Origin of the sequence: Microcoleus sp. AS-A8, assembly GCA_039962225.1 — a bacterium.
Taxonomy (GTDB): domain Bacteria; phylum Cyanobacteriota; class Cyanobacteriia; order Cyanobacteriales; family Coleofasciculaceae; genus Allocoleopsis.
The window spans coordinates 99,991-120,003 of record JAMPKV010000007.1 but is presented as its reverse complement, the minus strand read 5'-3'; the positions used below and the strand labels follow the sequence as shown (position 1 = coordinate 120,003).

The window sequence follows — 20,013 nt, the reverse complement described above, 5'->3', positions numbered from 1 at the left end:
TGGGCTTGAACTTTGTTTAAGTCCCGGCGGTATGGACAGCTAAAGCAGTTGTGAATGTAGGGATGGAACTAATACAAATAATTTAGCAGTAAAGCGTTACATCTTCACCACATTGGTCTGCCAAATAGGTTAAAGATTTGAAGCGAATACAAACGATTTGCTCGTAGAAAGGATTCAGTTTGCACAGCGGTGGAATGCGAACGATAGTGCGGTCAAGAAATTTAATTTCTCGCTCAAAGGGACAACTAGCCGGAATGATTTTGCAGAGCGATCGCGCCACATGAGCATCGCGAATTTCTAAAGATTCCAACCATTGGCGAATTGGGCGCAATGCAGGACTCAAGTGATGTACAGTTGGGCTATTCACAATAAGGACTCAATAGGGGAGAGGTTGTAGAAATATCGGCCAGAGGGTAGATGCCGAAACTGACGATTTCATGTCTAATCCGGGTTAGTCTCTAAGTTAGAGCGGAAAAATGCAGAACTTGTGTAGACTCCAAATCAAACCGAAAAAATCTGGTTACTCATCCCAGCCGAGAGTTTTCGCAATCTGACCGGGGAGTTTCATTGCCTTGAATGGCTTGGGAATAATTCCTGCCACGCCGAGTTCAGCGAACCGTCGCTGCTCTGCCGCTTGCACCTTTGCTGTCATTAAAATTACAGGAATAGACTGGGTCGCTGGATTCGCCTGCAACGCCCGAAACGTTTCTATGCCATCCATATCCGGCATCATCACATCTAATAAGATGACATCAGGCTGCTCATCGGCTGCCTGACGCAGTCCTTCCGCACCGGATGCAGCAATCGATACATCCCAGCCACCGACCGTTTTGAGGGTGAGTTGAGCTACTGCCCGAATATCGTATTCGTCATCAATAATCATAATGCGTCTAGTGGTCATCAGGGGTATCTCCCGTCTTGCCTCGAATCATGCGGTTGAGCAGGTCGATCGCTCGCTGTTCAAATTCTTGTGAAGTAATGCGTCCTTTAGTAAAGAAAAGCGTCTGTCCTAGTTTTAACCGTTGGCGATCGCTCTCATCTAAATCTTGGGCAGTATAGACAACGAGTGGAACCTGACGCAAGCGATTATGCTGCCGCAGCCAGTCCACTACAGCAAAACCATTGTATTCTGGCAGTGCCAAGTCGAGTACTAGTAGATCGGGAAGAATGCGCTGGCTCAAGTGAATGGCGTCCCGTCCGGTTTGGGCCTGAAAGGTTTCTATCCCGTGGCGAGAAAACATGGTGGCGAGTACCTGTGCCAGTTCTAAATCATCTTCGACAATCAGAACTTTAATGGTTTGATTGCGATCAGCTAATACTCGCTCTAGAGCTTGACGTAATATCCTGGGTTCTGGAGGTTTCACAATCCAATCGCTGACATCCGGATGGGGGGCTTCTCTTGCATCCGGTAACAGCCCACTGAGAATAATAACTGGAATCGTTTGAGTTTCTGTCTGCTGTTTCAGAACGGCCAGAGTTTCCCACCCATCCATCTCTGGCATCATGAGGTTGAGAAGAATTATATCAGGCGGATGGGTAACGGACTGTTGTACCGCCTCATGTCCCGATGCGACGGTCAGCACTCGGTAGCCTTGTCGTTCTAGCATGGCTTGTACCACAGTCCGAACAGAGGAGTCATCATCACAGACCAGAACAAGGGGAGAATTTTGAGTTGAATCTCCTAACTGAGTACTCAAAACTGTTAGCGAAGCGGGCCCATCATCAGGCGGGACAAACTCAGGACGTTGGACATCGCTAAGGATGGGTAGGGTAAAGTAGAACGTGCTACCTTCTCCTAATGTGCTTTCTGCCCAAATCCGTCCTTCATGATGCTGTAAGATACTGCGGCAGATGGCTAAACCCAAACCCGTTCCCCCCTTTTGACGCGAATCCGAGGCATCAACCTGCTGAAAGCGTTCAAAAATAGATTCAATCTTGTCAGACGGAATCCCGCGTCCTTGGTCTCTAACTTTAATAAGCAGAGTGTCAGGAGAGGATGAGGGATAAACGATCCCTGACCCCTGACTCCTGATCAACTCTGCACTTAGCCAGACTGTACTGCCTTGAGGTGAGAACTTAATGGCATTACTGAGTAAGTTCGTGAGGATTTGGATGATGCGATCGGGGTCTGCCCAGAGGCGGACTGACACAGGAGAAACGGATAGGGTGACTCCATCCCTTTCTGCTATCTCCTGTATTGCCTCTACAGATTGATTCATTAAGTCACCAGCATCGCAGGCTTGTTTCGTCATAATGATTTTGCCTGACTCAATGCGTTCGATGTCTAAGATGTCATTGATCAGACGAACTAAGCGATCGCTGTTATTCGCCGCAATGTTCAACATCTGTTGAGCATCTTCTGGTTGGTTTTGCAAGACCCCACCGGCTAGTAAGTCCAAAGCAGCGGAAATGGAGGTGAGCGGTGTTCGCAGTTCATGGCTGACAACTGAGATGAATTCGTCCTTCAATCGTTCAATTTCGCGGCGATCGCTAATATCCTTCATGAAACAGTAGTTCCCAATGAACTGCTGTTGTTGGTCGTAGGCTTTAACCATCACCACTTGCTTATCGAAGACGGTTCCATCTTTGCGTAATGCTCTAGCTTCAAACTCTGCCTTACCGTCAATCAGCATCCGTTGGTAGGCAGTCTCTATGGTTTCCAATTCATCTGGATAAATCGTTTGTTTCCAATTCATCCCAACCAATTCTTCGGGTTGATAACCCAACATGCGGGCATAAGCTGGATTAGTTTTGAAGTAACGCCCCTGACTATCGACTTGAGCGATACCCTCAACAGCACTTTCCAGTGCCTTGCTCAGATTGCGGAGTTCCTCAAGAGCCTGTTTGCGCTCGGTAATGTCTTCAATTTGGGTAACGATGTACAATGGCTGGTTTTGCCCATCACGAACCATTGAACTACTCAACATTCCCCAAACCGTATGTCCGAGCTTATGCAAATACCGCTTTTCAAACTGGCATGAGCGAATCTCGCCGGACAGCATTTGCTGAAAATAGTTGAGTCCAAGGTGCAAATCATCTGGATGGGTAACGGCCTGGAAGGTGAGTGCTAGCAATTCCTGCTCTGAGTAACCCAGCATCTCACACAGAGAACGATTGACTTGCAGCCAATAACCATCCAGCGATACCAATGCCATCCCGATCGCGGCATTTTCAAACGCCTGATGAAACCGTTCTTCGCTTTCCCGTAATGCTGCCTCTGCCCGTTTGCGATCGCTAATATTTCGGAAATAGACGGATAGACCCTCTCTAGAAGGATAGGCGTGTACCTCAAACCAGACATTCAGCGGCGGATAGAACGATTCAAACTCAACACTCACCTGCTCCGACACTGCCCGGTGATACTCTCGGTCAAAGGTTGAGCCAACCGCTTCAGGAAACTCATCCCACATCACTTGACCGAGCAACTCCTCCCGCTTTCGCTGCAAGAGCAGTTCTGCTTGTCGATTTAAGTAGGTATATCGCCAATCTTTATCCAGTGCAAAGAACGCATCCGTAATGCTTTCCAGAATATTAACGCTCTGGTTCCGAGCTGCCTCTGCTTCAGCCCTTGCCTGTTGCTCTTGAGCGAGAAGTTGCAGGCGTTCTGCTTCTGCCTGTTTGCGCTCGGTAACATCGCGGGCGATCGCATAAATTAAGTTTTCTTCAACAATGGGAAAGGCTTTCCAGGAAACCCATCGGTACGAACCGTCTTTACAGCGATAGCGATTCTCAAAATCAAGGGTTAGATGACCCTCAGCAAGTTTTTCAACTTCAGCAAGGGTTGCAGCCCGGTCATCGGGATGAACCAAGTCGAGAAATGGTTGTCGTCGTAGTTCTTCGTTGGTGTAGCCAAGTACTTGCTCAAACGCTGGATTCAAACGCTTGAAGTAAGCATCGGTACCAGAAACGCTTAGCATATCCATAGAGAGGTTGAAAAAGCGATCGCGCTCCTCCTCTGCCCGTTTGCGATCCGTAATATCTCGCGTCACTTTTGTAAAGCCACGCAGGTTTCCCGTCTCATCTCGCAAGGCGGTAATCACAACATTCGCCCAAAATCGCGATCCATCTTTACGAACGCGCCACCCTTCATCTTCTACTTGACCCTCGGCGGCTGCTATTTCTAGCAATCGTTGAGGATAACCGTGCTGAATCTCCTCGTCGGGATAAAAGCGGGAGAAGGACTGACCGATAATCTCGTCTGCCCGATATCCTTTAATCCGCTCTGCTCCACTATTCCAGCTCACAACCCGTCCGCTGGGGTCGAGCATAAAAATCGCGTAGTCTTTGACCTTCTCAACCAGCAGGCGGAATCGCTCCTCACTCTCGGACAGTGCCGCCTCCTTCTGCTGACGTTCCTGGATTTCCTGTTCTAGTCGTGTATTTTGTTCTCGAAGCTGCTGGGTCAGATGTCGGAGATTCACATGGGTTTGAACCCTAGCTAACACTTCTTCTTGTTGAAAGGGCTTCGTAATATAGTCCACCGCACCCAAGCTGAAGCCTTTTACTTTATCTATAGTTTCAGTCAGTGCGGTCATAAAAATGACGGGAATTTCTGCTGTTGCTTCATCCGCTTTCAGACGACGGCACGTTTCAAACCCGTCTACACCGGGCATTAGGATATCTAGCAGAATTAAATCAGGTAAGGCATACTGTGCGTTCTCGATCGCACTCATCCCATCTTCCGCCACTAAGATTCTGAAGCCAGCATTGGTCAAACAGCCAAACAGGACTTCTAAATTGGTCAGTGTGTCATCCACGATTAAGATGACTCCCGTGTCAGTCATAGCGCTTATTCTGACCTCTGAAATTGTTTGATAAACTCCCGAATTTGCCGCGCTTTGAAGCCTTTAGCAAGTTGGCGAAGATGGGTAGCAAAGGGAATCAACTGTGGATCGAGCGTTTCTAATGTAGCTGCTCGTTCAGCAATTGCTTGGAGGTCGCCCATCATTGCCAAGTTGAGTAAAGCTGCAATTTCTTCAGCAGGGGGAGCTATCAATGGAGAAGCATCTTGAGTGTTGGGTGCTGGAGGGCTTTGTCCTTCCAGTAGAGTAGGTTGAACTGAGTCCTTTCGCTCAGCGCTTGATTCTTCATAAATCCACTCTAGCTTCAGATGAAGGGATAATCGCTCCAATAGCTCTGCTTCGTGGATTGGCTTCGGTAGAAAATCATGGCAGCCGACTTCTCGACTCTGCTCTCGATCCATATCAAATGCGCTAGCTGAGGTCGCAATAATAACTGTCTGCTGTAAGCTTGGAGACATCCGAATTTGACGGGTTGCCTCGAACCCATCCATAACAGGCATCACCAAATCCATCAAAATTGCATCAGGTCGAAACTGGTGTGCCTTGTGTAGAGCATCTCGACCATCGATCGCCTCTATCACTTCAAATCCTAACGGCTGTAGTAGATTAATCAGAACTAGGCGGTTTTCCTCCCTGTCGTCTACTACCAGGATTGTTCGCTTGCAGCCTTTGAATCCACGAACACAGCGACGATCGGGAGAGGCAATATCAGACGGGCAGTCAACTTCAGCCAGATCTAAATCAACCCAGAAAATGGTTCCTTTTCCAGGCGTACTCTGCACATTGATGTCACTTCCCATCAATTGAACGAGTTGGCGACTGATGGCTAAACCCAAGCCGGTTCCTTCAATCTGCCGATAGCGATCGCCCACTTGTCGGAATGGCAGAAAGATTTCCTGGAGATGCTCTTGTGTTATTCCAACGCCCGTATCTTCTACCTGAAACCGAAGTTTGGAAGAGTTTTGAGTATGAAGTGCGTCGGTATTCGGAACCTTTTCCGAATAAGGAGACGCGCCCCGTAGGGATTTTGAGTTTTGAGTTAAGGCTGAGCCTTCAAAATTATCGACATATCCAACTTTAAAGGTTACCTCACCGTTTTCGGTAAATTTAACCGCATTGCTCAGTAGATTAATCAGAACTTGCCGCAACCGTTTCTCATCTGCCCGAATTAATCGGGGAAGTGACGAAAGCACTTTATAAGTAAACAAAACTCCTTTTTGCTCTGCCCGGATTCGACAGATTGCAACAATCCCTTCCAGAAAGTCTCGAAGTTGGAAATTGTTCAGGTAGAGTTCCATTCTTCGAGCTTCGATTTTGGACAAGTCCAAAACATCGTTAATCAACATCAGCAGATGTTCGCCACAGCGATGGATGGTATTAACACCACTCTTTTGTAAGTCTGTGAGCGTGTTGTCCTTATTCAGGATTTGGGTATAGCCTAAAATGCCATTCAGGGGAGTTCGGAGTTCATGGCTCATGTTTGCCAAAAATTCACTCTTGGCTCGGTTGGCAGCGTCAGCCACTTCCTCTGCGCGTTTGCGATCGCTAATTTCTTGTTGCAACTCTAGCGTGCGCTGTTGGACTTTGCTTTCTAAGCTTTTATTGGCTGCTTCTAAGTCTTTATAAAGACGCGCATTCTCTATTGATATCGCCGCTTGAGATGATAAAAGCTTTAGTAATTCTAGGTGATTGGAAGTAAAGGCTCCAGTCGTTAAATTATTTTCTAGATAAAGAATACCTACAAGCTTACCTTGGTGAATCAGTGGCGTACATAAAACCGATTTTGTTTCTTTGTTAATGATATAAGTATCAGTTGTGAAAATTCCTGTAGAGGATGCATCCTTTAAAATAACGTCTTCATGAGTTCTCTCTACATACTTAATGATAGAGACAGGTAATTGCTGGCTAGTAGCTAATGGTAGCGATTGCAGTACCATAACCTCAGTTTTTTCGGTAGTTCCTTGAGCCTCTATGAGCAATTCACCTGACTTTTCTAAAATTAAGAATCCAGTTTCAGCACCAGCATTCTCAATTACAATCTTCATTAACTTAACCAGTAATTCTTCGAGAACAATCTCGCCAGACAGAGCTTGTGATGCCTTGAGAACTGTATCTAAATCTAGAGATGCAGTATTATCAGTTGTTGATACTGTTCTTCGCGCTCCTTCCTTACTGGGAGTTTCTTGGTTAGCTCTCCGAGATAAAAAATTTGTATATTTTCCTTCTAACTGTTTTAGTTTCGCTGTTGCTCCCCACCGAGCATATCCATAATAGGATTCAGTCAGATAAATTTGAGCAAACTTCTCCCTACCAAGCGAGAAATAAAATTCTGCCGCTAGTTCATTGGCTAGAGCTTCTTCTTGGATGTATCCATGCTCTCTGGCTCCTGCGATCGCGCGATCGTAATACTCTGTTGCTTGCCAATATTGCCCCAATACCCGTGCTTTCTCTGCCTCCACAAGCTCGTACTTATGCTGAAAATTCATCGGAGCATGGTCTGCCCATCTTTGCATTTTTTCCTGATTACTCGTCACTTTACTCAAGAGATGTTCTTGCTGTGAGGGTGACGCTGTTGGGTAGAGCGCAAGTTGTACTAAAGAATCATAGAAATGAAAGATTTGAACAACTAGGAACGCGTTTACGCCATCTAAATAGTGTTCGGCTTGAGCTGCATTTTCTACGGCTTGCTGGTATTCTCCAAATAAATAACAAAGAATAAGTTTGTTTATATAAAAGTAGTGAAGCCCAGTTCTATCGTTGGCTTCCTTAAGAAGCGGCAATGATTTCTCCTCATTGTAAGCTTCACCGAGTAAGCAGCACGGATTTTCAGCGGCATCGAGCAAGGAAAGGACAGACTGCTGAAAGATTTGATTCCAGCTCAAGGCGTTTTCTTGCTTGAGTTGAGCAAGGCTATCACTGATTGTTGCCATTTCTCGTTCAACTCTTGGCAGTTCCTGCCCCATGAAATAGAAATGTTGGCACCTTTGCATAGCAGCATAGCCACTATATTCAAAATGTCCGTTTTCCAGCCCGCTTTGGTATCCTTCTAGTAAAAGTGGCAACGTCTCCTTAACATGAGCTTTTCCATGAATCGTTGATGACACTGCCACAAAATATACGCTCGCTTTGAGTTGTAAGGCATTGAATCGTTCTACTAGGTTTAAAGCTAACTTGCCAAATTGATAAGCCAATTCAACATCTTGAAGTATCCCGTTTGACATGAGACCGTAACAAGCATAACCATAGGCTGAAGCAGGTGTATTGCCATAGTTGATCGATAAATTCACTTGTTCGCATACAACGAACGGAAACAGTGCAGGTGCTGCTTGATAGGTAGGAGACCCCATATTCGCTAGCATCCGTGTAGCTGCCACCTTCTCTACCTCCGTCATTAACGGTAAGTTAATCAAGTCTTCTACATTCTTACCCGTTAAATTAGCCGCTGTTTTAGCTAGTATTTGCTCAATATCTGAGGCGCTGGGCACCTCTGGCAACCTTACCCCCAATTTTTCCAGCGCTTGCAATCCCATCTTGACAGCTTCTAGCTGTTTAACTTGCGCCATGTAGGCTTGGATTTTCACCTCATAAACTTTCATTTTGTCGATAGGGGTTTTTGCCTGTTGCAGGACAACTGTTGCCCATTTCTCCATCTGCTCAAAATCGCAGTTCAGGTACGCTGTTTCTACCGCTGATTCATAAAGTGCTAGTGTTAGCTCGTACTGACTTTGCCAGCTATTTACTGCCAATAACCCCAAAGCAACCTTCAGGTAGCGGATAGCAGATTCATACGCTGTCGCTGCTTTCGCTTTCTGACCTGCCATAAGATTAAGTTCAGCCAGCTTATATCGTTCCGACTCTAAGGTAAGTAAGTCGGTGCCGTAATTCAGTTGATTCACCAACGCGAAGATATTTTCTTTTTGTTCTTCAGGCGTCGTATTTTGTAGAAGCAACTGACCGATTTTGAGGTGAGTTTCTTTCTTCTGTGAATCTGGAATGAGACAATAAGCGGCTTGTTGGACGCGATCGTGCAAAAACTTGTAGCCAACGCTTAACGGCTCAACTTGCAAAGCGGTTGAGGGTTCTATGTCAAACACCATCGGAGTTTTATAAGCCTCCGAAAGCGGTAAAATCAGCTCTGCTTGTAAGGCAACCCACAAATCCGTTGCTGTCTCTGACTGAGATTTTTCATTGACAATGGCTAAAACATCTAACGTAAATTTGTCCCCAATGCAGGCGGCTAACTTTAGGACATTCTGCGTCTTGGGGGACAGCTTTTGAATTTGACTGACCATCAGTTCGACAACATTCTCAGTGATATCAATGCCTTGAAGAACATCGATATCCCACTGCCAGCAACCTTGACTGAAATTAAATGTCAGGAGGTCTTCCTGATGAAGTGATTTGAGTAGCTGAGTTAAAAAGAAAGGATTACCTTGTGTTTTCTTGAAAACTAAATCAGCTAGTGGCTTAGCTTGGGCAGCAGCACTGTGGAGAGTATCAGCGACTAATTGGCTAACATGAACAATATTCAACGGCTGGAGAATGATGTTATTTATAACCGCTCCAGCCTGTTGAATTTGCTCCAATGTATGAATTAAGGGATGAGTGGCACTGACCTCATTGTCTCGATATGCCCCAATTAGCAGCATATATTGGCTATCCGGATCGGTCACGATTAGCTCAATGAGCTTGAGAGAAGATAAATCGGCCCACTGCAAGTCATCTAGAAAGACAACAAGCGGATGTTCGGGTTGGCAAAAGACGTGGATGAATTGTTGAAATACTCGATTGAATCGGTTTTGCGATTCAGATGCACCAAGTTGAGGAACCGCTGGCTGTAGTCCAATAATTCGTTCTACTTCGGGAATCACATCAATAATGACTTGACCGTTGGAACCGAGGGCTTCTAAAAGTTTTGATTTCCAAATTGCTACTTTGTCATCGCTTTCCGTCAGTAGCTGCCGCATCAAGTCCTGAAACGCTTGAATGATAGAAGCATAGGGAATATTGCGCTTGAACTGGTCAAACTTACCAGAAATAAAGTATCCTCGCTGACGCACAATTGGTTTGTGAACCTCATTCACCAGCGAGGATTTTCCAATTCCAGAGTAACCACTGACCAGCATCATCTCTGTTCTGCCAGAACTGACACGGTCAAAAGTATCCATTAGCAAACCAACTTCCTGTTCGCGTCCATACAGCTTCTGCGGAATCGAAAATTGACTAAATAAATCCAGTTCTCCAACTTTGAAGTGAGCAACCTCTCCAGACGTTTGCAGCACCCTCAAACAAACTTCTAGATCGGCTTTCAGTCCCAGCGCACTCTGATAACGGTCTTCTGCTGTCTTAGCAAGGAGTTTCATTACAATGTCAGATACCGCCAGAGGAATGGCTGGATTTAGTTCCTGTGGTGGGGTTGGAGTTTTCGCAATATGGCAGTGAACCATTGCTAGTGGGTCATCAGTCGCCTGACAGGGCAACTGACTCGTTAGCATTTCGTAAAACGTAACGCCTAAAGCGTAAAAATCAGTCCGATAATCGATCGCACGATTCATTCTCCCGGTTTGCTCGGGTGCCATATAGGCAAGCGTGCCTACTCCGATGTCCTGCGGTACACCAACAGTGGAGGATACTTCGTGAACCAACGAACTAGAATTATTAACTGTTTTATTTTCTCTAGATAAACGAGAAGCAATACTAAAATCAATAATGTTAACTTTACCTGTTGTTGAATCAATCAGGATGTTATGGGGTTTAATATCTTTATGAATAATATTATTCTGATGAAGCTGAGCTAAGGTTGAAGCCAAGTGAATACCAATTTGCAAAAATTTGCTCAACTCAAGTGCTTGAGCCGAGAAAAAACTTGTCAGTGCTTCTCCTTTAAAATCGGGTAGAATTAGCGCTAAGCCATTCTGGTAACTTTCTAGAGCAATTGGTTTCAGAATTCCATCAATATCTAGAGGCTGGAGGATTTTAAACTCATGCCTCAGTTTTGTGAGTTCTTCAATTGTGGGATACTCAGCTTTTAGGGTTTTGATGATAACGCAGGTATGCTCTGGCTCTTTAGCAGCACGATAAATGACGGTGTTTATTCCCTCATAAATCACGTCTAAGACGGTGTAGCCAGCAATATTCATGGTCGTATTTACCTTTAATTAAAACTCTTCGTGAAGCCGAGATTCCCGACTTCTTTAAGAAGTCGGGAATCTGAACACCTGACATCTCAATGCGATCGCCAAACACCCCCTAGGGCGTGTTTTCAAACCACTTGTTATTACATTTCATCCTAGAAGATCCCTCTAAATCAGAGTTAAAAAGGGGGACTTTGATTAAATTCTCCCCCCTTTTTAAGGCCGGAGCTTTAGTGAGGAGCTGGGGGGGATCAAAGGGTTTGAAAACACCCCCTAGGCAGAATCGCCCCTCACATCCTCTCGACCCAACACAGCACTAGCAGCTCGATAAAGCAACTGTAGCGCATCCCCATCTTGAGGATACTGAACGACTCCCACGCTAAAGGTCGCTCGAAACGAGGTGCCGTTTTCCGCCTTGAACTCAAATTGACGCAGCATCTTCCGCAAGTCCGAAAGCCGTCGCACACCGTCTTCTTTCGTCATGCCGGACATACCTACCACAAACTCTGCACCTCCCCAGCGACCGACAACATCATCACTATGGAATGTTTGCCGTAACAGTTCCCCAAATCGGGCTAGCACTTCATCTCCAGCCGCATGACCGTATTGTTGAGTAATATGACCGAGATGGTCTAGCTTCACGATCGCAAAGCAAAGTGGTTGATGGCAGTGTCGGCTCCATTCAAGAAATTGAGTCAACTCTTGAGTGGACTTGCGACGATTGGCAACTCCAGTCAAGGCGTCAGTTTCTGATAGCGTTTTGAGCAGACGCGATCGCTCCAAGCGATTGAAAATCCGGTTGACGAGTTCTGGACCAACAATCGGCTTTCTCACATAGTCATCTGCACCTGCGGCAAATACCCGATGCATGATTTCAGCATCGGTATGAGCCGTGAGAAACAGGATGGGCAATCCACTCCATCGTGGGTCATTGCGAACCACCTGGCATAGCTCAATCCCACTGATATGGGGCATCTCTACATCCAGAACTAATATATCTGGTGGGGTAGCCTCCAGCGTATCCAGGAATAGGAGCGGATTGTCGAGAACGGACACATAAAGCCCCCAAGGTATCAGTAAATGCTGTAGTGCCATTAATACCTGCGGATCGTCGTCTACAATCATCACCATTGCTTTAGTCAGACGGGTATTTTGCAGTACTTGATTGACTGCCTTTAATACCTGAGTAGCAGTGACAGGCTGCTGTAAAACCCGGTGGCCGCCCAGACGAGCGATTTTCACGCGATCAATCAAACTATCCCGCTCTGTGAGGACAAGAGCGGGTACTGGTGGAGTACAAGCACTCAATTCCGCTAACAATGTCAAATTGTTATCAAGGGTGTCAGCCCCAGCAAAATCCAGCAAAACAGCATTCGGGCGCTCATCAGTTATCTGCTCTCTAGCGACAACGGGGTTTGATGTGATTTGCGATCGCATTCCCCAACTCGCTGCCTCCGCCGCCAATTGTTCAGCCAGTAACCGATTCGGACTCACAATTAACAGCCAAGGACGCTCATCAATGGGTTCACCTGCTGAGATTATTTCAGGAAGTTGCCCGGTGTTCATGCGTTGCACTTCCTGACGCAGCGCTGTGACAAGTTGGGAGAGGTGCTGCGTTTGATTGCGATCCAGCGATACTCCCTTTTCCAATAACGTTTCGATTTCTTGAGCCAAACGGGAGCCTTCATCAGCCCCAAACATGCCCAACGAGCCTGCTAGCTTGTGAGCCGCCGACTCTGCTTGTTGCCGCCATTCGTCAGTCAGCTTATTTTGGAGCAATAGCGCTACCGCTTGCTCAAGCACATCAACCCGACCATTGGTATCCTCTTTAACCTGTTCCCAAATATCACTGATTCCGGCTAGAGTCTCGGATTCGACTGTAGATTCTTCTACTGCTTTGCTTTCCTGCCCCTTTCCGTTTTTACTCTTTTGCTGTTTTGCTCCTTTGTTGTTTTCTTCTACTGGTCTGAGTCGATAGCCAATACCATAAACTGTCTCAATTGGGTCATTTAAAGCCCCTGCTGCCTTGATCTTCTGGCGCAATCCCTTGATATGGGAGCGGATGGTGTCTTCTGTAGGCGGTTCTTCAAATGACCAGATGTGGTCAATCAATGCACCAGTGCTATAGATGCGATGCGGGTTGCGTAGGAAAAGTTCTAGCAGACCATATTCTTTGGGCGTCAAACGTACCGATTGACCATCGCAGGTTACTTCACAAATACTAGGGTCAAGCTTTAGGTTTCGCCACTCCAAGAGCGGTGGTAACGCTGCTCCCCCCCGCCGCAGTAAGGCGCGGACACGAGCCAATAACTCCTGCAAATTAAAAGGTTTGGCAACATAGTCATCTGCCCCTGCATCCAAACCTATGGCTGTATTGCTGCTGGTCTTCTGGGCAGTCAATAGGAGAATTGGGGTTTGATTGCCTTGCGATCGCAGCCGCCGACAAAGCGTCATCCCATCAAGCTTGGGCAGCATGACATCCAACAGGATTAAATCATAGGCAAAGGATTCAAGCAATTCCCAACCCGCTTGACCATCTGTCGCCACATCAACAGCATAGCGTTGGTCAATCAGGGCTTTGGCAAGTGGCTCAACAATGAGCGCATCATCCTCTACCAGTAAAATTTTCATAATGGCTGATGACCGCGAACTCCAAGGACTGACTGGACAATGAGAAAACTCTGCCACTTACAGAGCACTCTCTAGGTTAAGCCTAGCTCTAGTTCAGTTCATATTCATCAAAAATGTAAGCGTTCAGGAAAGTCCAAGGAGCCGATGTAGAATTGGAACCACCTCTAATAAACTATGTCAGCTGCCAAAATCTCCAGGTAGGGATTGCCTTATCCATTGCTAGTTGCCAATTTTATGCAACTTGGAGGCACGACAGCTTACTAGGCGACACTTCTCCTTCCGCACTATATGTGCGACATGTGCGACTCTATCGCTTCACGCACAGTTCTGAAGGAGAGTTAGGTTGGCAACAGCCCGACTTAGTTTCACCCTAATAATCCTCCTTTTCGCAGTTCTGTTATGCTATCTCGAACAGCTTGAATTAGAGAGTTAATATCCTTATCAGTATGGGCTGTGGATATAAAACCACCATTTCCTCTTAGTAAGATTCCCTTGTCAAGCAGTTTGTAGTAGATTAAGAGTTGTGCAATAGTTTGTGAATCAGAATCCTGCGATACAGCTAAACTCCCAGAAGCGGTAAAGCCAAAAAGTGAACCAAAATTTTCGATTTTAAGTGATAATTTATCTTCTTCAAAATAAGCATTTAATTCTTCAGCTAATTGCGAAGTGCGTTGATTTAATTGTTCCTGAAGTGAAGCACCATGCCTCTTTAAATGATTAAGTACAGCTCGTGCCGCCGCCATTGCTAAAGGATGTTTACAATAAGTGCCTGCAAAAAATGTTTGTTTCGCCTGAGGATAGGAGTCATCTCCATAATTCCACATTCCACCATCGAGCGCATCCATGTAAGCCGCCCTACCCGCAATAACGCCTATCGGCATTCCACCGCCAACAATTTTTCCATAGGTGGCTAAATCGGCTTGAATGCCAAACCACGCTTGCGCCCCACCTGGATGAATGCGAAAACCGCTCACCATCTCATCAAAAATTAAGGCGATTCCAGCTTCTTTTGTCAGTTGTCTTAACTGCTGGAGAAATTCTTTGGGCTGTAAGCTGAGGTTGCTGGTTTGTACGGGTTCAACGAGAACAGCGGCTAATTCGCTTTCGTGGTCTTTAATAATATCGAGTGAATGAGGATTTCCGTACTCTAAAATCAAAATATCTTTCACGATATTGGCTGGAATTCCCGGTGCCTTAGCTGCGGCGTGAAGAGTGCCATTTCCCGGTTGTGCTTTAACCAGCGTTCCATCAAAATGACCGTGATAAGACCCGGAAAATAAAGCAATTTTGGTACGGTTAGTTACAGTTCGAGCGAGTCGAATTGCCGTCATTATCGCTTCTGTACCCGTATTGCTAAAAGCTACCCGCTCCATCTGGGTTAGTTCACAAATTAACTCGGCAACTTCACCCGCAACTTCTGATTGGGTGCCGAGGTGGATGCCTAAATCTAGTTGCTCTTCTATAGCCTGTTTAATGAACGGTGGGTTGTGACCAAATAAGTTCGCTCCATATCCCATTATCAGGTCTATGTATTCGTTATCATCCACATCCCATATTTTGGAGCCAAAAGAGCGTTTTCCTACAATCGGATAAGATATTTCCTTTAAGGGAAGACTGAAAAGTGAGGAAGCTTTATTATCAGCTAAAAAGGGGCGGATTTTTTGAGAAATTTGTTTGGATTTTTTTGTGCGCTGGTTGTAGTGTTGGATAAAATCTTTAAGATATTGGCCTGTTTGAGTCTGTAGTTTTAATGTCATGATTGATGTTGAATTATAGTGATAACGAGAACGCTTAAATTCTGATAAGCATAATCCGGTAAAGTAGGACAACAATTCCCCTAACCCCCCTTTTTAAGGGGGGCTAATTGTTAGTCCTAAGTCGTTTGAAGTTGAAGCGCCGGAGAATTCAGGAAACCCGTTTGAATCAGGTATGAGAAGTAAGTACTGAATAATTCAGCATCAACTGGAGGACAACTGATTGAGGTTTTGGCAAGTCCAGTGAGAGTATTCTGGCAATCTAATTTTCGGATTGCTGAGTTTTTGGACTGGGTGTTGCTGGTTTCTTCAGCGAAAATAGACAGCAGTGGATACAAGGCATTTTCTGAGGAATCTGCTGTATTAATTAGTTGCGATCGCCACTGCTCATAACCTACTAACTCAATCGGATAACCCAAGGAGCGAATATAGTTAGCCATCTCCTTCAACGGTAACGGTTGAGGATTGACCAGATGAAATGCTTTCCCTATGGATTCCTTCTGGTTTGAGAGAGAAACAATGGCTTGACTGACATAATCAACGGGACTGAAATTTAACTGGATATCCTGGTTTGGGATACTTCCAAGTTGAATACAGCCTTTAATCATTCTGTAGGTATGATCGCCAGGATTACAAGCTCCCGTTTGGCTGTGTCCTGATATGCGTCCCGGACGATAAATACAGATAGGAAGTCCTCGTTCTCGCGCAATCGTGACTAACTTTTCAGCCACCCATTTGCTTTGAGTATAGCCATTCGATGGGATTTTAGCCTCATCGAGGCTGTCTTGCTCTCGAACAAGTGAAACATCACGATTGTTCGGGACAACAACACTAATAGTCGAAATGAAATGGACGGGTTTGGCTTTAATTTGGCTAGCTAATCTCAGAACTTCCTGAGTGCCGAGTACATTCGCTGCCTTGAGTGCAGAGTAGGGATAGGTAAAGTTAACGAACGCACCATTGTGATAGATGACATCAACTTGACTTGCCATCTGTTGAAACATTTCTTCGGAAAGACCTAAAAGGGGTTGAGATAGGTCTCCGAGGACTGGGATAATTCTGGAATTCAACGATTCATCCCAAAGTAAGTAAGATTCGAGACTGTGTTGAATCTTCTTCTTACCTGACTCAATAGTTTCAGCACGCACTAAGCAGTAAATAGCGGATTGAGTTTGCTGTAGGAGTTCGTAAAGTAAAAAAGCTCCTAAGAAACCTGTTGCGCCAGTTAAAAAGATAGTTGTCGGGGCAATATCCGGGTTATAAGGAATACCATTTGGGTGAATGGTGGAGTCTAAAACTGCCTCAGCTTTCAGGTCGATCGCATCTTCCTCAACTTTGCTACCCGGTTTTGCCTGTTGTGCTATCGCAATTTTTTTGGCGATGTTAGCTACAGTAGGGTCTTTAAACAGACTACGCAAGGATAGATTGACTTTAAAAGTATCTCGCACCTTAGCAAGTAGCTGAGTAATGAGTAGGGAATGTCCCCCCAAATCGAAGAAATTGTCGTGGATGCCTACTTTTTCCAAACCGAGGACTTTCGTCCAAATCTCAGCCAACTGTGCCTCTATTGAAGTGCGCGGTGCGACATAGATTCCTTCAAGTTCGGGACGAGTTTGTTCTGGTGCTGGCAAGGCACGACGGTCAATTTTACCGTTTGGCGTTAGTGGCAGTGATTTGAGCGGTACAAACGCTGAAGGCACCATGTATTCAGGTAATTTGTTTAAACAGAACTGGCGCAAGTCGCTAATGTTGGGTGCCTGCTGTTGCTTGGGAACTACATAACCGATTAATCGCTTGGTACCCGATTCATCTTCAGACAGCGAGACAACTGCTTGCCGCACTCCTGAGTGCTGACTCAGTACCGCCTCGATTTCTCCGAGTTCAATACGGAAACCTCGGATTTTAACTTGATAGTCTACCCGTCCAAGAAACTCAATATTGCCATCGGGTAAATAACGTGCCTTATCCCCAGTTTTGTAAACTCTTGTGGGGTGGGCATCTTGTCCCCGCAAATTTTCTACAGGAATAAACTTCTCAGCAGTTAGTTCGGGACGATTGAGATAACCCCTAGCTAAAGGGGCACCACCGATATAAATTTCTCCTGGTACGCCGATGGGTACGGGTTGCAATTGTTCGTCGAGTAGGTAAACTTGGGTATTTGCGATCGCACGACCAATGGGAACGGTTTTGGCGTTATAACTATCGCCCTTGCTCTTAACTGGATAGGTGAGAACGCCAACGGTAGTTTCTGTCGGCCCGTAGTGGTTGAGAATTCGACAGTTTGGTGCATACTGCTGGACTTTTTCAATTAAATCCCAACTTGCCGCTTCACCACCCAGCACAAGACATTGGCGCGGCAGGAGAGAGGAGGACGCCGAGGAGGCTAAGAGGGTAGCGAGGTGGGAGGGAACGATTTTAAGACAGTCGATGGGATGGCGCTGGAAGTACTCTGCTAACGCTTCGGGGTCAGAAGCTCGCTCTTGGGATACGATATGCAAGCATCCGCCCGTATACAAAGCGGGAAAAATTACCGTGTTGCCTAAATCTGCGGCGAAGGTGGAAACCATCGCGAAGCTGGCACCAGCAGGCAGTTCCAATTTCTCCAAGATGGCGTGCAGGTAATTCAGCATTTGCTGATGTTCAATGGCAACACCTTTAGGTTGACCTGTAGAACCAGAGGTGTAGAGTACATAGGCTAAGTTTTCCGGTGTTAGTTCGCTGGTAGGATTGGCATCAGATTCTTGAGCAATGATTTCCCAATCTGCATCCAGATAAACCACAGTCTGAGGTTGAGCATCCTCCCGTTTGAGGAGTCCTTGTTGCGTCAACAGAACGGGAACTTTAGCATCCTGCAACCGGAAGGCTAAACTTTCTTGAGGTAATGCCGTATCGACGGGTAAGTAGGCTCCACCAGCTTTGAGAATACCGAGTAAAGCGATGATACTATTGAGCGATCGCTCGGCATAAATTCCCACCAACACCTCAGCACCAACACCCTGCCGCTTCAAATAATGCGCGAGTTGATTAGCTTTTGCATTGAGTTCGGCATAAGTTAGCTGCTGGTTTTCAAAGACAACGGCAATGTTATCCGGTGTGCGTTCTACCTGCTGTTCAAATAGATGATGAATGCACTGGGTTTGAGGATAGTTGGATTGGGTGTTGTTGAGTTCAACGAGTAGGTGATCGCGAGTGCGATCGCTAATTATATTCAACTCACTCACTACCGCCTCTGGATTGTTGGCAGCACTTTCAACCAATGTCTGAAATTGCTCTACTATGCATTGAATTGCTTCTTGATCAAATAGCTCAGTATCGTAGTGAAATTCTGCCGTAAGAGACTCTTCTCTACGAACACAGTTAAGCTTCAACTTGAAGCGATCGAAGCAGACATACTGCTGACAAATCGAAAAATAAACATCACCAGCACGATACTGCTCGGACCATTCCTCAAATTCAAAACTAATCGGGAAGTTTACAGCATCGTTAACAGAATCTGTTCTTTCTTCCCCTACAAAATAGTCCTGCCATTGGTCAACTTCACGCAAATTTTCGCCAAGTTGTGACAAGACTTCGCTAAAATTAAAGTTTTTTTGCAAAGAACAGCGGACAGGCAACCATTTTGCTAACAGTCCTAGAATTTCATGCAATTCTTCATATTTTCTGCCACTGTAAACCGTGCTGATGGCAATATCTGACTGTCCTGTGAGTCGCCAAAGTAAGGTATACCAGCAGGCAAATAATACTTCAGAAAGGCTGGTCTTATATAAAGTAGCGATCGCATCCAGCTTAGCCGCAACATCGGGATTAATTTTTACAGTATAAACTTCCGGCTCAAATCGCGCTGAACTCTGAGATTTACCCTCAAACGGAAGCGCTAGATTTGGAAAAGCTTGATTACGCCAGTAACCTTTTCCAGTTTCGGCATCCTCGTCCTCTAGAAGTTCATTCTGCCATTCAGAGAATTGGATGTATTGTACGGGTTCTTCATCGGGTAAATTTTCGTCCTTGAAATAAGCTTGATAGGTTTGGCTGATTTCTTTAACCAGGTTTTTTAGTGTCCAACTATCTGCACAGAACGCTGGCAACGTTACGAGCAAAATATGCTGATTGTCTGACAGCGTTAATAAAGATGAAGACAAGATAGATTCTGGTTTAGATTTGAAATTAAAGCCTCCTGTATCTTGAAATAGTTGCTCAATGTATGCTGATTGTTCTTGAAAATTTAATTCTTTCAGATTGACTTGATTCCAAGATAGGGTTCCACTCTCTGCTATGACTTGGATGGGAATTTTAATTCCAGGCTGTCGGTGAAAGGTGGTGCGGAGACTTTCATGCCTATTAACAATTTGATTTAAGGCTGATTTTAAGGCTTGTACGTTAAGATTACCTTCAATTTGGATAGCACAAGAAGCGCAATAAGCCAAGCTATCTTGTTGTAATAACCAAAGATGCTTTTGTTGGGGTGATAGCCGAAATCCTTGAAGAGTTTGCATTGATTAATCCTGAATTCTACCAATTTTATCTTTTAAATTTTCCTTTCCTTCTAGTGAGGAAGCGAAAAAATCGACCTATCTATCTTTCATATCTTCGCAATCCCAATCACCCGCCAGGGATTCAAATCCCTGGCTAATAGCTCAAGTCCTCTTAAGAGGACTAAACGCTTACTAAAACGGTGGGCTATGCTATCTACTG

7 protein-coding genes are annotated in these 20,013 nt (G+C 45.5%); all 7 read right to left on the bottom strand.

From position 1 onward, the window contains the following. Nucleotides 1-82 precede the first annotated feature (82 nt). A complete protein-coding gene (locus tag NDI48_12780; GenBank protein MEP0832079.1) occupies nt 83-370 on the bottom strand; it encodes a Mo-dependent nitrogenase C-terminal domain-containing protein in 288 nt (95 codons plus the stop codon). A 150-nt stretch (nt 371-520) separates the two neighbouring features. Further along, nucleotides 521-901: a response regulator gene (locus NDI48_12775; protein ID MEP0832078.1), complete on the bottom strand. Its 381-nt coding sequence runs from the start codon at nt 899-901 to the stop codon at nt 521-523. Next, a complete protein-coding gene (locus tag NDI48_12770; GenBank protein ID MEP0832077.1) occupies nt 891-4,784 on the bottom strand; it encodes a PAS domain S-box protein in 3,894 nt (1,297 codons plus the stop codon). The genes NDI48_12775 and NDI48_12770 overlap by 11 nt, the downstream gene beginning before the upstream one ends. Nucleotides 4,785-4,789: 5 nt before the next feature. After that, entirely contained in the window at nt 4,790-10,942 is a 6,153-nt protein-coding gene (locus NDI48_12765; protein MEP0832076.1) for an AAA family ATPase, read from the bottom strand. A 267-nt stretch (nt 10,943-11,209) separates the two neighbouring features. After that, on the bottom strand, nt 11,210-13,567 hold the full coding sequence (locus NDI48_12760) for a response regulator (protein MEP0832075.1): 2,358 nt from the start codon (nt 13,565-13,567) through the stop codon (nt 11,210-11,212). A 365-nt stretch (nt 13,568-13,932) separates the two neighbouring features. Further along, on the bottom strand, nt 13,933-15,324 hold the full coding sequence (locus NDI48_12755; protein ID MEP0832074.1) for an aspartate aminotransferase family protein: 1,392 nt from the start codon (nt 15,322-15,324) through the stop codon (nt 13,933-13,935). Between the two features lie 116 nt (nt 15,325-15,440). Then, nucleotides 15,441-19,814, bottom strand: a complete 4,374-nt coding sequence (locus NDI48_12750; protein MEP0832073.1) for an amino acid adenylation domain-containing protein — start codon at nt 19,812-19,814, stop codon at nt 15,441-15,443. Nucleotides 19,815-20,013 lie beyond the last annotated feature (199 nt).